The organism is Spirosoma arcticum (assembly GCF_054779955.1).
Genome location: NZ_BAAGXG010000008.1, coordinates 277,930 through 294,286, shown reverse-complemented (window position 1 = coordinate 294,286; position 16,357 = coordinate 277,930). Strand labels below are relative to the sequence as shown.

General features: G+C 53.9%; 17 protein-coding genes. 4 read left to right on the top strand and 13 right to left on the bottom strand.

Translation table 11 applies throughout. From position 1 onward, the window contains the following. Positions 1-11 precede the first annotated feature (11 nt). From ACYVHB_RS19675 to ACYVHB_RS19660, 4 genes are all read right to left on the bottom strand, one after another. On the bottom strand, positions 12-1,796 hold the full coding sequence (locus ACYVHB_RS19675; protein ID WP_461053490.1) for a hypothetical protein: 1,785 nt from the start codon (positions 1,794-1,796) through the stop codon (positions 12-14). 60 nt (positions 1,797-1,856) lie between these two features. Continuing rightward, positions 1,857-3,506: a hypothetical protein gene (locus ACYVHB_RS19670; protein ID WP_461053489.1), complete on the bottom strand. Its 1,650-nt coding sequence runs from the start codon at positions 3,504-3,506 to the stop codon at positions 1,857-1,859. Positions 3,507-3,597: 91 nt separating this feature from the next. After that, positions 3,598-4,398, bottom strand: a complete 801-nt coding sequence (locus ACYVHB_RS19665) for an LOG family protein (RefSeq protein ID WP_461053488.1) — start codon at positions 4,396-4,398, stop codon at positions 3,598-3,600. A 254-nt stretch (positions 4,399-4,652) separates the two neighbouring features. Continuing rightward, the gene (locus ACYVHB_RS19660; RefSeq protein ID WP_461053487.1) at positions 4,653-5,075 is read right to left on the bottom strand and encodes a hypothetical protein; all 423 of its coding nucleotides are present in this window, start codon (positions 5,073-5,075) and stop codon (positions 4,653-4,655) included. Between the two features lie 176 nt (positions 5,076-5,251). Here ACYVHB_RS19660 and rpiB point away from each other — a divergent pair, with 176 nt between their 5' ends. After that, a complete protein-coding gene (gene rpiB, locus ACYVHB_RS19655) occupies positions 5,252-5,695 on the top strand; it encodes a ribose 5-phosphate isomerase B (RefSeq protein WP_461053486.1) in 444 nt (147 codons plus the stop codon). A 47-nt stretch (positions 5,696-5,742) separates the two neighbouring features. Here rpiB and ACYVHB_RS19650 read toward each other — a convergent pair whose 3' ends face one another. Continuing rightward, positions 5,743-6,975: a pyridoxal phosphate-dependent aminotransferase gene (locus ACYVHB_RS19650; protein WP_461053569.1), complete on the bottom strand. Its 1,233-nt coding sequence runs from the start codon at positions 6,973-6,975 to the stop codon at positions 5,743-5,745. A gap of 202 nt (positions 6,976-7,177) precedes the next feature. Between ACYVHB_RS19650 and ACYVHB_RS19645 the strand changes: the two genes are divergently transcribed. Next, positions 7,178-7,792: a TMEM175 family protein gene (locus ACYVHB_RS19645; RefSeq protein ID WP_461053485.1), complete on the top strand. Its 615-nt coding sequence runs from the start codon at positions 7,178-7,180 to the stop codon at positions 7,790-7,792. 1 nt (position 7,793) lies between these two features. Here ACYVHB_RS19645 and ACYVHB_RS19640 read toward each other — a convergent pair whose 3' ends face one another. From ACYVHB_RS19640 to ACYVHB_RS19630, 3 genes are all read right to left on the bottom strand, one after another. Further along, entirely contained in the window at positions 7,794-8,279 is a 486-nt protein-coding gene (locus ACYVHB_RS19640) for a c-type cytochrome (RefSeq protein WP_461053484.1), read from the bottom strand. Positions 8,280-8,344: 65 nt separating this feature from the next. Further along, a complete protein-coding gene (locus ACYVHB_RS19635; protein ID WP_461053483.1) occupies positions 8,345-8,854 on the bottom strand; it encodes a methylated-DNA--[protein]-cysteine S-methyltransferase in 510 nt (169 codons plus the stop codon). A gap of 94 nt (positions 8,855-8,948) precedes the next feature. After that, positions 8,949-10,187 (bottom strand): PQQ-dependent sugar dehydrogenase, encoded by a 1,239-nt coding sequence (locus ACYVHB_RS19630; RefSeq protein WP_461053482.1) that lies wholly within the window; start codon positions 10,185-10,187, stop codon positions 8,949-8,951. A 213-nt stretch (positions 10,188-10,400) separates the two neighbouring features. On the opposite strand from ACYVHB_RS19630, the gene epsC reads away from it, so the two are divergent. Both epsC and cysK read left to right on the top strand, forming a co-directional pair. Then, on the top strand, positions 10,401-11,246 hold the full coding sequence (gene epsC, locus ACYVHB_RS19625; RefSeq protein WP_461053481.1) for a serine O-acetyltransferase EpsC: 846 nt from the start codon (positions 10,401-10,403) through the stop codon (positions 11,244-11,246). Positions 11,247-11,324: 78 nt separating this feature from the next. Then, positions 11,325-12,233 carry a cysteine synthase A gene (cysK, locus tag ACYVHB_RS19620; RefSeq protein ID WP_461053480.1) on the top strand — a complete coding sequence of 303 codons (909 nt, stop codon included), beginning with the start codon at positions 11,325-11,327 and terminating at the stop codon, positions 12,231-12,233. Between the two features lie 141 nt (positions 12,234-12,374). Here the strand turns inward: cysK and ACYVHB_RS19615 are convergent, their stop codons facing one another. From ACYVHB_RS19615 to ACYVHB_RS19595, 5 genes are all read right to left on the bottom strand, one after another. After that, positions 12,375-13,232: an SDR family oxidoreductase gene (locus ACYVHB_RS19615; protein WP_461053479.1), complete on the bottom strand. Its 858-nt coding sequence runs from the start codon at positions 13,230-13,232 to the stop codon at positions 12,375-12,377. 115 nt (positions 13,233-13,347) lie between these two features. After that, entirely contained in the window at positions 13,348-13,992 is a 645-nt protein-coding gene (locus tag ACYVHB_RS19610; RefSeq protein ID WP_461053478.1) for a DsbA family protein, read from the bottom strand. 137 nt (positions 13,993-14,129) lie between these two features. Beyond that, the gene (locus tag ACYVHB_RS19605) at positions 14,130-14,723 is read right to left on the bottom strand and encodes a TetR/AcrR family transcriptional regulator (protein ID WP_461053477.1); all 594 of its coding nucleotides are present in this window, start codon (positions 14,721-14,723) and stop codon (positions 14,130-14,132) included. 211 nt (positions 14,724-14,934) lie between these two features. Further along, positions 14,935-15,693, bottom strand: a complete 759-nt coding sequence (locus tag ACYVHB_RS19600) for an SAM-dependent methyltransferase (RefSeq protein ID WP_461053476.1) — start codon at positions 15,691-15,693, stop codon at positions 14,935-14,937. Between the two features lie 112 nt (positions 15,694-15,805). Beyond that, complete coding sequence (locus ACYVHB_RS19595) at positions 15,806-16,273, bottom strand: redoxin domain-containing protein (RefSeq protein ID WP_461053475.1); 468 nt, start codon at positions 16,271-16,273, stop codon at positions 15,806-15,808. Positions 16,274-16,357: the final 84 nt, after the last annotated feature.

Here is a 16,357-nt window from a genome sequence, read left to right as displayed (position 1 = left end):
GTAAGTTCGGCCTACTGACTCACTGTACTTATTTCCAATCGCTGAGTGCTGTAGGCGGTTATCCACTGACCATTTTGGGCGTAACAAATGCCAGGCTGGTAAGTAGCCAGTGGCAACAGGTCGGCCATCAGGACGGCTACCGAGCCATTTCGGGGAGAGTGGCCTGTTAGTAAGAACTGCGCCAGTTTTGTATCGCTTTGGTTGATGGGCCACACATACGTATGTTGACCAGCACGCAGGAGGAAATACGCTTCGTTGCTTGTGAATGGACGCTTCGGCAGTGCATTGTCCGAAATGGTCAGATAGCGATAGTGCCGGTCATCTAACACAAAACTACTGTCTTTCTCAATCAACGTCGGCAAGGTCGTAGTCACTGATGGGTCCTTATCGGCTGAGTTGATGACTATTGGAGCAGGCGGCATCCGGTAAACGTCTTCCCGAATGGCGGCCGTCATCAGCGTGGCATAGAATGAATCGCTCCCCCGGCTGTTGGTTGGTAGCGTAATGAGCAGTTTCTCCTTTGGCCAGTTGTAACAATCGCTTAGCAGAGACCCTCGAACGGCCAGCATCTCACCGGTTGTTAACCAGTAGGACGCACCATTGAATAGCAGACTGAAGCCAAGGACTCCCCAGCCAATCCGGGTGCGGTAGGCAGACTGCATCCAGAGCATGACCAGCAGGTAGCCAACGACGACGGCTACGGTGGTAAACCAGATGAAGCGCGGCAATATCAGGCCATAGTGCCAGCCCCGTCCCCTGGCAAAGGCAATGCCAATTATCGTGATGGCCAGGTACAAATAACACGCAATCAGGACCAGTGAAACCGGCCGGACCGTTGAAACCGACCACTTGTTCAATAGTCGCTGTAAACGGGTGGGTAATCGTTGCAGCCAGTGCCCATAGCCAACCTGACGAATCAGCGTGGTACTAATCACCACTGCCCATACTGCAGTCAGCGCGATACCAAGCAAACTCAATCCAGTTAGGGAGCGGGTGAAGAGCAAACCCATGGAACCACTCATCAGAAAGAAGCCCCCCAGCACCCGCAACGGATGGGCAATGTTGCCCGAAACGGGGGCAGCGGCCGAGAACTGGGATAGATAATAGTACAGCCAGCCGCACAGGGCCGAAAACAACAGCCAGACGATGACTTGCTTCGGTTGTCGGCGAAGCGCTGCAACCACCAAACCAACCACCAGAACCGCTAATCCGTTGCCGTTGGAGAAGGTGCCCAGAAAAGCGAGTGGTAAGCTAAACAGAAAGGATCGTTCCGACGATTGGGCCAGCAAATAGAACGCCCCAAACGCAAAAAACAGGGCGGGTATGTGCTGTAACGTACAAATCGCCCAGGTAAAGGTATTCTCGTAGTATTGCGGCTGGAACAGCAGGTAGAAAATGGGCAGCGTCTGCCAAACGGACAATCCGCCCCGCCGGGCCATTCGATATAGCAGCCAGGCCGTACCCAGTAAGGTTGCGTTACCGACGAAAAACAGGGTACGGAAGTTCAGTTCGCCTTCGAGCAAATAGTCGATCATTGCCGTCAGGCGGGCAAAAGCAATCACGTGTTCGCCGTGGGGGTAGAAAATTGCTTTTAGTAACTGCGGGGCCGTCAGATTAGCCGTTTTAATGTTTAACGCATCGACAATAAAGGTGTAGTCATCTAAATACGGCATGTTGGTCGTGAACCGGTATACCATCCAGACGTGGACCAACAGGGGCAATGCAATAAAAAAATACCCAATCCGATTCGCATCAAATTGGGCGGTGGCAAGAGCAGGACGACTAAGCTGATTCATCACGCGAAACAAAGGATTTTTTTCCAAATGTAGCAATACCTTCGTCAGGTGGTTGCCTGTTCACGCATCGGGGTCGCGGGCGCCAATGTATTGCACGGTCAGCACTTCGCCCGGTGCCACGAACGCGGGGGCGGCTGCGTGGGCAATTTCGAGCTGCTGAATAATCCCCGTCCACAGCGGATTGTCGCCCACGTTGATTTTATAAGTATGAAACTGTCCGTCGTTGATAGCCATGAAATTGACGGATTGCGCAAACGAATCGCGGGCACCCCGCGGAAACCGGATCACGTTCTGCCGGGGATACGCGCCATCGAGTCCGTCAGGATTTTGCCCATTGAGCAACCACGACAACCGCAGCGGGAACTCGGAACCAGCACCCGACGGCCCGGTGTAGGCCATACGAATGTAAATCGTTTTGATGTCACCTGCCTTCCAGTTGCCGTAGGGCGACATGAGTTTGGTATGGTAGGCGTTGACGGGGCCATTATCTGCTTTGCCCGCCACCGTAACCCGCCAGTTGTCGGTCGAGAACGGTTCCTTCTGATCGGTGCCGCCATCGAAGATAACCCAGCCATTGCGCCCGTTGGCCTTGCTGAACACAAAATCGGGAATGGGTGACCGCTCTTGAGCGTACACGTACCGGCGAATTTCGGACTCTGAGCCGAGGATGTAGGTGTAGGACCGGTGCCAGGTATTATCGCTGTCTAAGTGAGCCATGGGCAGGTTGGCCGTGTAGGTATTGGTATTGCTGCCTTCCCCGGTCTCCCGCGCCTGAATGGCATCGACGTTGTAGTTAGCGCGGTAATAGCCGGGTGTGTACAGGCCAATCAGGCGAGGCTCACCCGCGTTGGTGCCAATTTCGACGCCCTGCCAGGGTTCCGTAATACAAAACGTGGTTCGTTGGTGGGGCAAAATGGTCCCGTCTCCGTTGCGGGCTTCCACGCCATCCGTCACGGTCGTCGGGTCGTTGGTATAGGGAGCCATACCGTTGTAGAAATGAACGTTTCGGGCACCATTAATCATCATCATGGGCCACTCCTGGGTTTCGGGGCCGTAGAACGTTTTGTCGGGCCGCTGATGCGTTAGCCGGACGTTAACGTGCACTTTATTACTGTCGACGCGCACCCACTGCTCATAGAAAAGCGGCAACCGCCGGGCGTTCTGATGCGGCCACGACAGGCACTGCGCTTTGGTATAGATCCAGCCGTTGACAAAGCCATGGAAGAGAATGGGCGAGGCATTACCCCCGTCGTCACCGGCCTGAAGCGGGTTGTAGCCGATGCCTTTCCAGCGGGGCGAATCATCGGCAAAGCTGCGCGGTCCCCCGTACGAACTCATCCCGGATTCGCGGCCGAGGTCGTTGAAGTTAATAAGGGGCTGGTTGGTGAGCTTGTCGTAAATCTGGATGGATGCCCCATATTCCTTACGCACTTCCAGCCGCAGGATGGTAGATTCCTGAATCGACGTCTGGCCAACCACCCGGTTATTGATTACGGTCGGGTTGTTGCTCAGCCAGGGGGATTGCGCCGTTGGCACCTCAAACGTAAACGGCCCTGGAACGTACGGCACGATTGGCAGCGGGTTTACGATGGACTTCTCCTTCACGCCACACGTAGCAACGAATACTATAAGTACGAACGAAACCGTACCCGTCCGAATCAGTGCAAGCAGACCGTTTTTCATAATCAGGATCGCATAGTAGTGCGACACAGCGTTGATAGAAACGAAGCCGCCAGGCAACGCAGATCATTACCCGGCGACAAAACAACGTAAATTTAGAACGCTGCTTCCGAAAATAACCTTAAAAGTTAGGCTTGAGCAGGTACTTGTTGTAAAACTCATCAATGACTTTCACGGCCTCGGTGGGCGTGTCGACAATGCTGATGAGTTTCATATCTTCGGGATTGATGTTGTGCTCCTGCCCCAGCATCACGTCGGTGATCCAGTCGATAAGTCCCTGCCAGTAAGACCGGCCCACGAGCACGATGGGGAAGCGGGCGATTTTGCGGGTCTGAATCAGAGTCATAGCTTCAAACAGCTCGTCGAGCGTTCCCATGCCGCCGGGCATGACCACAAACCCCTGTGCGTACTTGACGAACATTACTTTGCGGACAAAGAAAAAGTCGAAGTTGATGCTCTTGTCGGGGTCGATGTACAGGTTGCTGTGTTGCTCGAAGGGCAGCGTAATGTTCAGGCCGACCGACTTGCCACCCTGTTCAAACGCGCCTTTGTTACCCGCTTCCATAATGCCCGGTCCACCCCCGGTGATGACGCCGTAACCGTGCCGCACCAATTTGGCCGCAATCTCTTCGGTCATTTTGTAATACGGATTGTCGGGCTTGGTGCGGGCCGACCCGAAGATGGATACGCAGGGACCGATTTTGGCCAACTTGTCGAACCCTTCGACAAACTCGGCCATCACTTTAAAAATCACCCACGAGTCGGCGGTTTTGATCTCGTTCCAGTTATGGTCCTGGAACGCTTCTTTAATACGCTGCTCGTCGGGGGTCAGGAGTAACTCGTCGCGTTTGAGTAAATCCTGGGTAATGCGTTCGGTGCTTTGGGCTTCCGAGCGTTGAAGGTTCTCTTTAGTTGCTTCCATGTATGGTACTATAAATAGCAGTGGGCGCGATGCGGACTCACTTGATTGATTATTGACCCGCCTACTGTGGTCGTCAACTCCGAAAATCAGTTCTAACGTTCGGGCATTTCTTCAGGCGGAATAGAATAACGAATAGTTGGGCTAAAACGTTTCTGAATTTTCCGGCCCTTCATGCCTGACCATACTACGCAATAAGCAATAAAAAACGCCCGGTCTTCGGAGCCGGACGTTTTTTATTGCTGTTTTTTCATTGCTTACCGTTTTGCCTTGACCTGCGTCACCGTGCCATCGGGCGAGCTGGTACTTACGTCGATGTAGGTCGGACTGATGATGCCGACGTTCTTCCCGGCCGTAGAAACCGTATACTGATCGGGATTGCCTGAGTCGCGGCTTAGCTCAAAATCGTTCGTACTGTATAGCTGACTCACGCCCGCTTCGGTCATTGTCAGTTTTACCTCAATATGGGTCAAATCAACCTTTGTTACGTCGATTTGACCTGATACGCCATTGGTCGGCAGGTTGCTAAAAATCGGTCCCTCCCGGTAATATGTCAGTGGGTAGGTACCCGTCAGGCCGATGGTGAGGTCGGGATTCAGCGCAACGACTTCGTCGCTCTTTTTGCAGCTAATGAGGAGGGTAGCCGCCAACAGGGAAAGGGCAATTGCTTTCGTGAGCATAGTTGGGTGATCGTTGGTTTACGCACAAGAAACAAAAAATCTGCCGGGCTGCGGAGAAAGAACACCTCGTTTTATCCTGGGTCCGAAACAGGCCAGCCAACCCCGGCCAGACAGTCACGCTTTTTCGTAAGTTTGCCGGTACAGTTCGGCCAAACACCTCTTTTTCCCACTCGATCATGCCCCACCACATTGCGATTGGTGCCGACCACGCCGGTTTTACCCACAAAGAGCACGTTAAGAACTGGTTGGAAACGAACGGCTACACCGTGACCGATTTCGGAACGTACTCCGCCGACTCAGCCGACTACGCTGATTTTGCGCACCCCGTCGCGTCGGCAGTTGAGAGTGGGCAGGCCGACCGGGGTATTCTGGTGTGCGGCAGCGGGCAGGGCGTTTCGATGACGGCCAACAAGCACCCCGGCATCCGGGCCGCGCTCGTGTGGCAGCCCGCCATCGCCGAACTGACCCGCCAGCACAACGACGCCAATGTCCTCTGCCTGCCCGAACGCTTCATCTCGCTCAATGACGCACTGGAAAGTGTGCGCCTTTTTCTGACCACCGAATTTGAAGGCGGACGGCATCAGCGCCGGGTAGGTAAAATAATGATGAATGATGAATGATGAATGATGAATGATTCTGCAAAAAATAATTCATCATTCATCATTCATCATTCATCATTCATCATTACATCCACTCTCCGGCTTTCCAGAAACGCTTCGATGCGGTCCAGCGCGACGTTTAGTTCGTCGACTGTGGGGAGGCAGACAATGCGGAAATGATCGTTGGTGGTGTAGTTGAAGCCGCTGCCCGCCACCACGAGCACTTTTTGTTCCGTTAGCAGATCAAGCACAAATTCATCATCGTCGGCGAAGCGGAACTGGCTCAGGTCAATTTTTGGGAAGATATACAAGGCCCCCTTGGGCTTCACGCATGAGATACCCGGAATGGCCACCATGCGCTTGTAGGCCAGCATCATCTGCTTGTGCAACCGCCCGGCCGGAATCACCAGGTCGTTGATGCTTTGATAGCCGCCGAGCGCCGTTTGAATCGCGTATTGTGTGGGCACGTTGGCGCAGAGCCGCATAGACGCCAGCAGCGTCAGCCCTTCGATGTAGGATTTGGCCCGGTGCCGCGCCCCGCTCAGAATAAGCCACCCCCCCCGAAAACCAGCCGCCCGGTAGTTCTTCGACAGCCCGCCCATCGTGATGCAGAGCGTTTCGTTGACCATTTTGGCAATGGGGTAATGCACGGCTCCGTCGTAGAGAATTCGGTCGTAAATTTCGTCGGAGAATACAATCAGTTTGTGTTTTTCGGCGATGCGGGCAATACCTTCCAGCACCGATTTTGAATAGACCGCGCCGGTGGGATTATTGGGATTGATAACTACGACAGCCCGCGTCCGGGGCGTAATTTTCTGTTCGAGATCGGCAAGGGCGGGGTTCCAGTCGGTAGCCTCATCGCAGACGTAATGCACGGGCTTACCACCACAAAACGCCACCGACGCCGTCCAGAGCGGATAATCAGGCGCGGGAATGAGTACCTCGTCGCCTTCGTTAAGCAGCGCCTGCATCGTCAGCATAATCAACTCGCTGACGCCATTGCCGATGTAAATGTCGTTGATCGTGATGCCCGGCAGGCCAATATTCTGCGTGTGGTGCATCACCGCTTTGCGGGCCGCAAACAGCCCCCGCGAGTCGGCGTAGCCCTGCGCGTTGCGGATGTTGAGAATAATGTCATGGACAATTTCATCAGGCGCATCGAAGCCAAAAGTGGCCGGGTTGCCGATGTTGAGGCTAATGATTTTGTAGCCCTGACTTTCGAGTTCGAGGGCTTTTTCGTACACCGGCCCCCGGATGTCGTATTTCAGGTGGGTAAGCCGGTCACTTTTCAGTATTTCCATGCCTCGCACCGAATCGTCGGACCGATCCGTACCGGGTTTATCTATGCGGGGTACATCCACCGCATCGGCGGACCGGCCGCGCACCGAACCGTTGGACCGCTCCATGCTGGTTTTTTCCATATCACAAAAGTACGGAACAGGATGAGATTGTAGACAGATAAGGGCATACGTGCGTAGGTTTGTCAAAAATCCTGCTCGTGTCATGTCCGCCGAATCGTCCAACACCGCCCGACTCGAAGCCTTCAGCGACGGTGTCTTTGCCATTGCTGTTACGCTGCTGGTGCTCGACCTGAAAGTTCCCAATCTAAACGCCGACACCGTTACCGACCCGCAATTGCGCCAACAACTGCTAAGTCAATGGCCTGCCTACCTCGGTTTTCTAAGCAGTTTTCTCACCATTCTCATCATCTGGGTCAACCACCACTACCTGTTCAAACTCATCCACCGCACCGACCGGGCCTTTATGTTCGTGAACGGGCTGTTGCTACTGCTAGTTACGTTCATTCCGTTTCCGACCTCGCTTCTCTCGCGCTACGTTCTCTCCGACGCTGCCCCGACGGTCGCTTTTGTTTATTCGGGAACGTACCTGTTGCTGGCGGTTGCCTTCAATTTATTATGGTATTCGGCCCTCCGTCGTGGCTTGGTCAACGGCTCCGGCGCGAAAAGGGTCAATTATTCAGGGATACGAAGGGGCTATCTGCTGGGGCCGCTGCTCTACGGCGGAGCCGCAGTTGTTGCTCTGTTTTTTCCGATCTGGAGTATCGTTATCTGCCTGGCAATGGCTGTCTTCTTCGCCATTTTCTACTATGAATCCTGACTCAGGGAGCTACGGTCGGTGGGGCATCCACATACGCCAGAATAGCCTTGATGTCGGCATCGGTCAGGTTCGTAAAACTCGACATGGGTATCTTCTGGAATTTGTTGTATATCTGCACCGCGTACGGATCACCCGATGCCACAACCGCCTGCGAATTACGGACCCACTGCACTAACCACGCTTCACCGGGTGTTCGGTTCGTTATTCCTTTCAGTCCCGGCCCCACCACAATCTCCTCCGTTACAGCATGGCACTGGGCGCAGTTGTTGTCGAACAATTGCTTGCCGAGTACTTGCTGCTCGGTCAGCGGGGCTGATTTGACCGACGTTGCTACGATTGTATTGATTCCTTCCCAACCGTTGTTCACGGGCACATCGTCAGGGTATAAAAATGCCGACGTAACGAGCAGAAACAGGCTTAGGCAAACCAGCACGATCAAGCCGGTGAGGGCGTTAGTCAACGAACGAACCAGGTGGTTAGGAAGCATAGAAATCGACGTTTGGTACGGACGAAAGGTAAAAACCCGTGCGCGGATAACCAACTAATTACCCCTTAAAATAAGCTCATTTGTCCGGTTTTCGCGCCCGGCAAAGCGCCCTCGTGTTCCAGCAGCCATTGCTTGCGCCACAGCCCACCCGCATAGCCCGTCAGCGACCCGTTAGTCCCGATGATACGGTGGCAGGGCACGACAATCCAAAGCGGATTCCGGCCGTTAGCAGCAGCCACCGCCCGAATTGCTTTCTCGTCGCCCAACTGCCGGGACAGGGTCAGATAAGACAGCGTCGTACCGAATGGAACCGTCAGCAGCGCCCGCCAGACGGTTTGCTGAAACGCCGTACCAACGGGCGATAGTGGAAAGTCGAACGTTTGGCGCGTTCCGGCGAAGTAGTCAGTGAGTTGCTCAACGGCCTGGCGAACCGGTTCGGCCGGTTTATTATCCAGTCGGGTTGATAATGAACTTTCGCACGGTGGAACATCCGTGCAGGAGATAACCGAAACGCCCGATTCGTCGCCGGTTATGCGCACGATGCCCAATGGAGAATCAAAAAACGTAGTGGTCATGCCCTGTTCTTTAATGCACCAAGGTACGGGTTTCGGCCAAAAAAAGCCCGTCGCTCAAGCGACGGGCTAAACACGTTTTCAGTGACAGGGCGAATTAGTTTGCCGCCAGTTTCAGGATTTTACCCGAACCAAGGTCGCAGAGGTACATTTCGTTTTTCTGGTCTTCACCAAAAGCCGAGATCGACCCCGCCTGCCTGACAATTTCCTGATTATTACTTGCTTTTGCGCCACTCTGAGTGAGTGCCCAAACGCGTCCACTGGCAAAGTCGGCATACACATACTTGCCACGCAGGGCCGGATTGGCCTGCCCCCGGTACACAAGTCCACCCGTAATCGAGACGTCGCCGTTGTCATGCGTGTACTCCCAGATGGGGTCAATCGCGGTGCCAGCGTCACCTTTTGCGCTGCTTTTGAATGGCGCCTTACCTTCTTTGACGCGCCAGCCGTAGTTACCGCCTTTCGTAATGATGTCGACCTCTTCAAGTTTATTTTGTCCCACGTCGCCCGCCCATAGCTGGCCTTTTTCGTCGAAGCTGACGCGCCACGGATTACGCAGTCCATACGCAAAAACTTCTTCACGTAGTCCGTCTTTATTACCCTTGAACGGATTGTCAGCCGGGATACCATAATTGCCTTTTTCGGTACTGTTCACGTCAACGCGCAGAATCTTACCGAGCCAACTACCGAGATCCTGACCGTTATCCTGCGGATCGTTGGCACTGCCCCCGTCGCCGGTCGACACGTACAGGTAGCCATCAGGTCCAAACAGCACCTTGCCCCCGTTGTGATTTGAATAGGGCTGACTGAATTTGAATAAGACTACCTCCGATGCCGGATCTACTTCCGACGCACTGGCCGATGAGACTTTGAATCGGCTCACGACGGTTTCGAGCGGATTGCCTTTCGTGTAGTTGACGTAAAAAAAGCCGTTTTCTTTAAATTTTGGGTGAAAAGCCAACCCCAGCAGGCCCATCTCCCCGCCATACTCAACTTTGTTGCGTATATCGAGGTACGTACCGGCCGATGTAGCGTTTTCGTTATTGTCGAACACCCGGATTCGACCGTTCTGCTCGACCACAAATACCCGGTTGGTGCCGTCGTTGGCGTGCGTATATTCGACCGGAGCGCTGAACGTCAGCTTTGGGTAGGCGTTCACCACTTTCAGCGCCAGTGGCGCAGCAGCACCGTTTGCTACCGAGTCCGGTACCATAGCCGACGCTGACTGATCGGTACGCTGGCAGGCAAACGACAGCAGTAGCGCAACCCCCGATGTAGCGGCCAATGAAAGAACAAACGTGATGAGTGCTTTACCTAACATGATTAGTCGGTTCATTAGATTAGTATGCTTAATTTACGATACAAATAAGGTTCCAGATGCCGCCCCCGAACTTTGCGGCCTGCTTTTTGTTTCAAAATCAACGATTCAGGGTCGTTTCACATCGAATCTATTGTACGAACGAAACAAGAGCTGGTGTCGTGTTTCCACACATCGGGGTGAGCGTTCCACTATCCGTTTATCGAAATTCTCAGTTGTTTAGCCTATCGTATGACCAGTACCAACACCTCTTTTCTCGACCATCTGCTGGCTCAGCGGGCGCAGTACCGCTACCGGCTCCCCTCCCGGCCCGACGCCGGCCGGTTTATTGACCAACTTATGCGGCTGCTCTTCCCCGTAACGCAGGATTGCCAGTCGGCCTCCCAAAACGTGGAAGAGACCTACCGAAAGTTAAACGATCAATTAATTGGTTTGTTTCGGCCCTTAGAGAACAACCTGACCGAATCGCCAAACATTATTGCCGACCGTTTTTTTGAGCAGCTACCTGCCATCTACGACACCCTGCTACTTGACGCCCACGCCATAGCCGACAACGATCCGGCGGCCGTTGGGCTTGAAGAGGTCATTGCCCTGTATCCCGGTTTCTACGCCATTGCCGTTTACCGCATCGCTCACGAATTACTCCGGCTGAATGTTCCCCTGCTGCCCCGAATGCTGACCGAATACGCCCACGGCCAAACCGGCATCGACATTCACCCCGGTGCCCAAATTGGGGGTTCGTTTTTTATCGACCACGGCACGGGCGTCGTCATCGGCGAGACGACCATTATTGGCGATAATGTAAAAATCTACCAGGGCGTAACCCTCGGCGCAACGCACGTGGCGAAGTCGATGGCGCAGAAAAAACGCCACCCAACCATTGAAAATAACGTCGTCATTTACGCCAATGCCACCATCTTGGGCGGTCATACCGTTGTTGGGCACGACTCGGTCATTGGCGGCAACGTATGGCTCACCAGCAGTGTCGAACCGCATTCACTCGTGTTCAACCAGCACCAAACCGACGTACGGCTCAAGTCGCTGGAAGAAAACGAACCCATCAATTTTGTGATATAGCAGTCGGTGAGTCAGTAAGTGCTGACGCCTGTTTGACTGACCAACTGATTGACTCATTGACTGGATACTCCCTTACCTATGAAAGCCAACAGCATTTTAGAGACCATTGGCCGGACGCCCCTCGTGCGCATCAACCGGCTCTTCCCAGGTTACGAAGTCTGGAACAAATTGGAACGGGCCAACCCCGGCGCGAGCATCAAAGACCGCATTGCGCTGGCCATGATCGAAGCCGCCGAAGCCGATGGTTCGCTCCAGCCCGGCAGCACCATCATTGAGCCAACGTCGGGTAATACCGGCATCGGTCTGGCCATGGTAGCGGCCGTGAAAGGATACCCAATTACGCTCGTCATGCCGGAGTCGATGAGTATCGAACGGCGCAAGATTATGGCGGCCTACGGAGCCGAATTTGACCTGACGCCCCGCGAAAAAGGTATGAAAGGTGCTATTGAGCGTGCGCACGAATTAGTTGCTCAAACGCCCGGCGCGTGGATGCCGCATCAGTTTGAGAACCCGGCCAACATCGATGTACACGTCCGCACGACGGCGCAGGAGATTTTAGATGATTTCCCCGAAGGTTTCGATGTGCTGATTACGGGCGTCGGCACGGGTGGCCACATCACGGCCGTGGGCCAAGTGCTAAAGCAGCATTTCCCGAATTTGAAAGTCTACGCCGTTGAGCCGGAACTATCGCCCGTGATTAGCGGGGGCGCACCGGGGCCGCACCCACTCCAGGGCATTGGGGCGGGCTTCATCCCCGCAAACCTGCACACCGACGTCCTCGACGGAACCATTCAGGTCAGCAAAGACGAAGCGTATGATATGGCCCGTCGGTCGGCGCGGGAAGAGGGCACGTTCATTGGCGTATCGTCGGGGGCGTCGCTGGCGGCCATCGCCAAAAAATTACCGGAACTGCCTCAGGGAAGCCGCATTCTTACGTTTTGCTACGACACCGGCGAACGCTATCTGTCGGTAGAGGGGCTGTTTTGATTTGGAGTCCCAACGCAGAAGCGATGGGCTGATAAAAATCAGCTATCCTGATATTCATCCCATTCATATCAGTAAGTTAGGTTTCCGTCCTGTCTGTATCAGCCCACCGCTTCAGCGTTGGAAACCGGTGGGACCCTTAAATTATCCCCGTGCAAAAATTTCCACCGTTGTCCTGGGCTTGCCCAGTTCGGCCCAGGTGCGCTCAGCGTCAAACTGCTCGGGGTAGTTGTTGAGCGCCTTGGTGATGTGCCACCCGTAGTCGGCCTGAGCCGAGAACGGGCGTCCAAGCTGCATCAGAAGTGGGGGCGCGGTCAGTACAGATAACTTCTCGTCGGTGTAACCCGCTACGAACCGACGGGCGGCTTCGTGCTGAGTGATGGCTTCCGGCCCCTGAATCACGTATTCCTGATTTTCAGTCTGCGCCTGCTCAAACGCGCGGGCTACCTGCTTGCCGTAGTCATGCGCCGAAATATACCACGGCCGTACGCTGGACCGACCCACCAGCAACACGAACCGGCCCAGCCGTTGCGTGCCGTTCAGGGACTCCATAAAGTTCGACGGGTAAAAGATGCTGTACGGGATGCCGGATGCTTTAATCATCCGCACGGCTTCGTGCTTCACCCGAAATACCCACCAGTCGAAACCGTTCATGCCCTGATAGCGCATCACCAGCGACGACAAGTAACCAATGCGCCGAACGCCTACCTGCCGGGCTACCTCGATCAGGTTCGCCAATCCTTCCGCTTCCGTATGAAAATCGGTCAGCTTTTCGGTCTGCCTGATCGACAAGTTGAGATAAATACTATCGATGCCCTGCAGCGCTTCCACCAAACTGGCTTTGTCGTGCAGATCGCCGGTCACGACCTTAACATGCGGGAACAACGCTTTCGTTTTCGCAACGTCGCGGGCAATCAGGCGCACCTGATTACCCGCCCAGATGAGCTCGTGCGCCACCGGCTGACCCAGCATTCCCGTGGCACCAATGATGGCAATGTGCATTCGTGTGTAATTGATTATACCGGTTCCCAACGCTAAAGCGGTGGGCTAATACAAGCAGGGCGAATCCCCGGACGGTTTCTCTGTATCAGCCCACCGCTTCAGCGTTGGGAACTAATTACGCCCGTCCCATCTGGAGAATCGTCTTCGCGGATTCGTTCAGTTGCTCATACGGGACGTACCCCCGCGACAGCGCATACAGGTTGTCACCAACGTCGGCAATCACCGTTGGGAAGCCGTTGATGCCGTACTGCGACACGACACTGAACTCCGCCCAGGTCTGCTCCTTAATGGCCCGGTCGGACAGGTGCGCCACAAAATCGTCGGGATCAATGCCAAACGGCTCAACGAGCGGGCCGTAGACCGCGTCATCGTTCAGGTCGATACCGTCGCGATAGAGCGCGTTTTGCAGCGTACCGGCGAACTCAACGGCAATTCCGGGCAGAATTGATTTAATGAGCGTCATGGCCATACCCGGTTTCTCGGAGTCCGAAACGTAGGTGCCAGGCCGGAGGATCTTAGTCAGGTAGTCGTCCCCAAACCGGACGCCGGTGCGAACCTCCACAACCTTGTAAGCCTGCTCAATGTAAGCCATAGACTCGGAGATGGGCTTGGCACGGGCACCCGTCATCATACCACCGCTCAACACGTCGAACTCGAACACATCGGCATACTGCTGGTGAAACTGACGAATAACGGGACTGAATCCGTAGCACCAGCCACAGAGCGCATCGTAGACGTAAATAATTTTGGGCTTTTTCATACTTAATGAGTAATGGTCAATGTAAAATGAACCGCACCGCAACGACCGGTACGCCGGAGCGGGACCGTGGGCGGCCCCAAACGAGGTTATGTACCCCTGTTCATTTTACATTATGCATTGACCATTATACATTAGAACTACCGCAGTCTGCGGACAAACTGGCGGATTGTTTCGCCGTAAATCTGTTGTGACTTATCGAGGGATTGCTGGTCTTTGAGTAGCATAGCCAGCATAATCATGCCGTGCGATAAAGACCACCACTCAAAATATAATCGCTGAATGCTTTCTTTTGACTTAGGGATGAAGGAGAAAATAATTTGACAAACGGCATCGCTAACGGCCTGCATGTCGTCGGACTGGTACACGGGCACAGTGCAGTACGCACCGTCGAGGTTGTACATAACCTGGTAGATTTCGGGATGATCCCGCGAGAACTCCCATTGAATCAGCGAGATTTCGTACAGGCGCTTTTCGGGGTCGCGGTATAGCTTGATGATGCGGTTGTACTCCTGATGCAGATACCGGAACCCTTCGCTCCGAATCTCGTTCAGCAGTACATCTTTGCTATCGAAATATTCATAAACGATGGGGGCACTATACTCAATGGCATCGGCAATCTTTCGAATCGAAACAGCCTGCCAACCCTCCCGGCGGGCAATATCTTTTGCCGTTCCTATAATTCCGGCCCGAGTATGTTCTCGAGAGCGGGGTTTACGTTCAATGGCTTCCATAGATACAGGGCCCAGCAAAAAGTTAACGGTGTTAAATCGCCTGAAAACTACGTATTTATGATGAAACTCTCTAAATATGAATCAAAAATTATAAGAAATTTACAATAGAATCGTTCGCACGACCTATAATAGAGCAGAGTCACCTATTATGCTAACTTTATATATCTATTTAGTGGTATTACTACATCACTATGTCCCTCGTAACTCCTAATCAGGCCTTATGAGCTATTAACCACACGGCCTCATCGCCAAGCACGTAGGGACTGCCGTCGACACTGCCGTAACAGGATTCTACGCCAAATCCCGCTTCGTTGAACAATCGGATCAGCTCGGCCAGCGTGTAGACGTAATGCTGTGCCAGGCGGGTTTGCACAGTTCCATTGCGCACGTAGGTCAGGTGGGAATCAATCCGGCTTTCGAGTGAGTCGTATTCGTTCTCAACCAGGAATAGAATTGACTCTCCATCGTCGTTGCAAATGGGTTGCCAGTTGCGGGCCTGGTAATCGGGCAGGACCGATTCGGCAATCATCTCCGAATGGGCCAGGAATCGGCCACCGGGCTTTAGCAATGAGCCAATTCGCGTTAGAAACGACAGCATATCCGGCCGGGGGAAGAAACTGAAGCTATTGCCCAGACAGTACCCCGCGTCAAACGACACGTCGCCCCCCAGATCCTCGTTGGTCAATTGCAGAAAATCGCCCAGAACAGCGGTTATCGGCAATTTTCCACTCGCTGCCCGCAGGTCGTCAATGTATTCCACCGATAGGTCGACGCCGGTTACGCGGGCACCCAGCCGGGCCAGCGGCAGCGCATGACGGCCGTACCCGCAAAACACATCCAGCAGCCGGTCACCGGGACCAAATTCGAGCGTTTCGACCAGTAATTCGAGGTCAAGCTGCGTCTGCTCGTCGGTTTGGGCAGCCCGCCAGGCGTCCTGCGGCAACCCATGAAAGAAATCGTGATACCACATGTAGGGGATGATGAATTATGACCGGGTCGCCGGAGCGATGATAAACGATGAATGCTTATCAGTGCCAATAATTCATCGTTTATCATCGCTCCGGCGACCCGGTCATAATTCATCATTTAATCTTCTTGAGCGTTTCCCGGATAGCGGTGAAATTGGGCACCTCGCCCGCGTTGTCGAGTACTTCGGCGTACTGGATAACGCCGTTTCCGTCAACGACGAACGCGGACCGCTTGCTGACGCCCCGCATGTTCATGGCAAATGTCTCATAGAGCGTATCGTAGGCAACCGACGTTTCTTTGTTGAAGTCCGACAGCAGATCGAACGGCAGCTTTTCCTGTTCTTTAAAAACGGCCAGCGTAAACGGCGAATCAACCGAAATAGCCAGAATATCGGCGTTCAGAGCCGCGTACGTGCTGATGTTATCACGCATTTCGCAAAGTTCGGCGGTGCAGACGCTGGTGAATGCCATCGGGAAAAACAAAACGATTACGCTTCTACCACTGTAATCAGTCAACGATACTTCTTTTTTCTCGCTGTTGAACAGCGTAAAGGCGGGGGCTTTTTCTCCGGGTTGCAGCATACTGAATTTTTGAGTTGATTTGAATCTTCATCTGACTTGACGGGGCGAAATTCAGAAAAAGCCTCGTCAAGTCAAGCCCTTATT

Excerpts from the sequence above, each read along its gene's own strand:
- ACYVHB_RS19675 (WP_461053490.1), bottom strand. The coding sequence starts at position 1,796 with ATGAATCAGCTTAGTCGTCCTGCTCTTGCCACCGCCCAATTTGATGCG.
- ACYVHB_RS19665 (WP_461053488.1), bottom strand. The coding sequence starts at position 4,398 with ATGGAAGCAACTAAAGAGAACCTTCAACGCTCGGAAGCCCAAAGCACC.
- ACYVHB_RS19660 (WP_461053487.1), bottom strand. The coding sequence starts at position 5,075 with ATGCTCACGAAAGCAATTGCCCTTTCCCTGTTGGCGGCTACCCTCCTC.
- rpiB (WP_461053486.1), top strand. The coding sequence starts at position 5,252 with ATGCCCCACCACATTGCGATTGGTGCCGACCACGCCGGTTTTACCCAC.
- ACYVHB_RS19650 (WP_461053569.1), bottom strand. The coding sequence starts at position 6,975 with ATGGAAATACTGAAAAGTGACCGGCTTACCCACCTGAAATACGACATC.
- ACYVHB_RS19645 (WP_461053485.1), top strand. The coding sequence starts at position 7,178 with ATGTCCGCCGAATCGTCCAACACCGCCCGACTCGAAGCCTTCAGCGAC.
- ACYVHB_RS19640 (WP_461053484.1), bottom strand. The coding sequence starts at position 8,279 with ATGCTTCCTAACCACCTGGTTCGTTCGTTGACTAACGCCCTCACCGGC.
- ACYVHB_RS19635 (WP_461053483.1), bottom strand. The coding sequence starts at position 8,854 with ATGACCACTACGTTTTTTGATTCTCCATTGGGCATCGTGCGCATAACC.
- ACYVHB_RS19630 (WP_461053482.1), bottom strand. The coding sequence starts at position 10,187 with ATGAACCGACTAATCATGTTAGGTAAAGCACTCATCACGTTTGTTCTT.
- epsC (WP_461053481.1), top strand. The coding sequence starts at position 10,401 with ATGACCAGTACCAACACCTCTTTTCTCGACCATCTGCTGGCTCAGCGG.
- cysK (WP_461053480.1), top strand. The coding sequence starts at position 11,325 with ATGAAAGCCAACAGCATTTTAGAGACCATTGGCCGGACGCCCCTCGTG.
- ACYVHB_RS19615 (WP_461053479.1), bottom strand. The coding sequence starts at position 13,232 with ATGCACATTGCCATCATTGGTGCCACGGGAATGCTGGGTCAGCCGGTG.
- ACYVHB_RS19610 (WP_461053478.1), bottom strand. The coding sequence starts at position 13,992 with ATGAAAAAGCCCAAAATTATTTACGTCTACGATGCGCTCTGTGGCTGG.
- ACYVHB_RS19605 (WP_461053477.1), bottom strand. The coding sequence starts at position 14,723 with ATGGAAGCCATTGAACGTAAACCCCGCTCTCGAGAACATACTCGGGCC.
- ACYVHB_RS19600 (WP_461053476.1), bottom strand. The coding sequence starts at position 15,693 with ATGTGGTATCACGATTTCTTTCATGGGTTGCCGCAGGACGCCTGGCGG.
- ACYVHB_RS19595 (WP_461053475.1), bottom strand. The coding sequence starts at position 16,273 with ATGCTGCAACCCGGAGAAAAAGCCCCCGCCTTTACGCTGTTCAACAGC.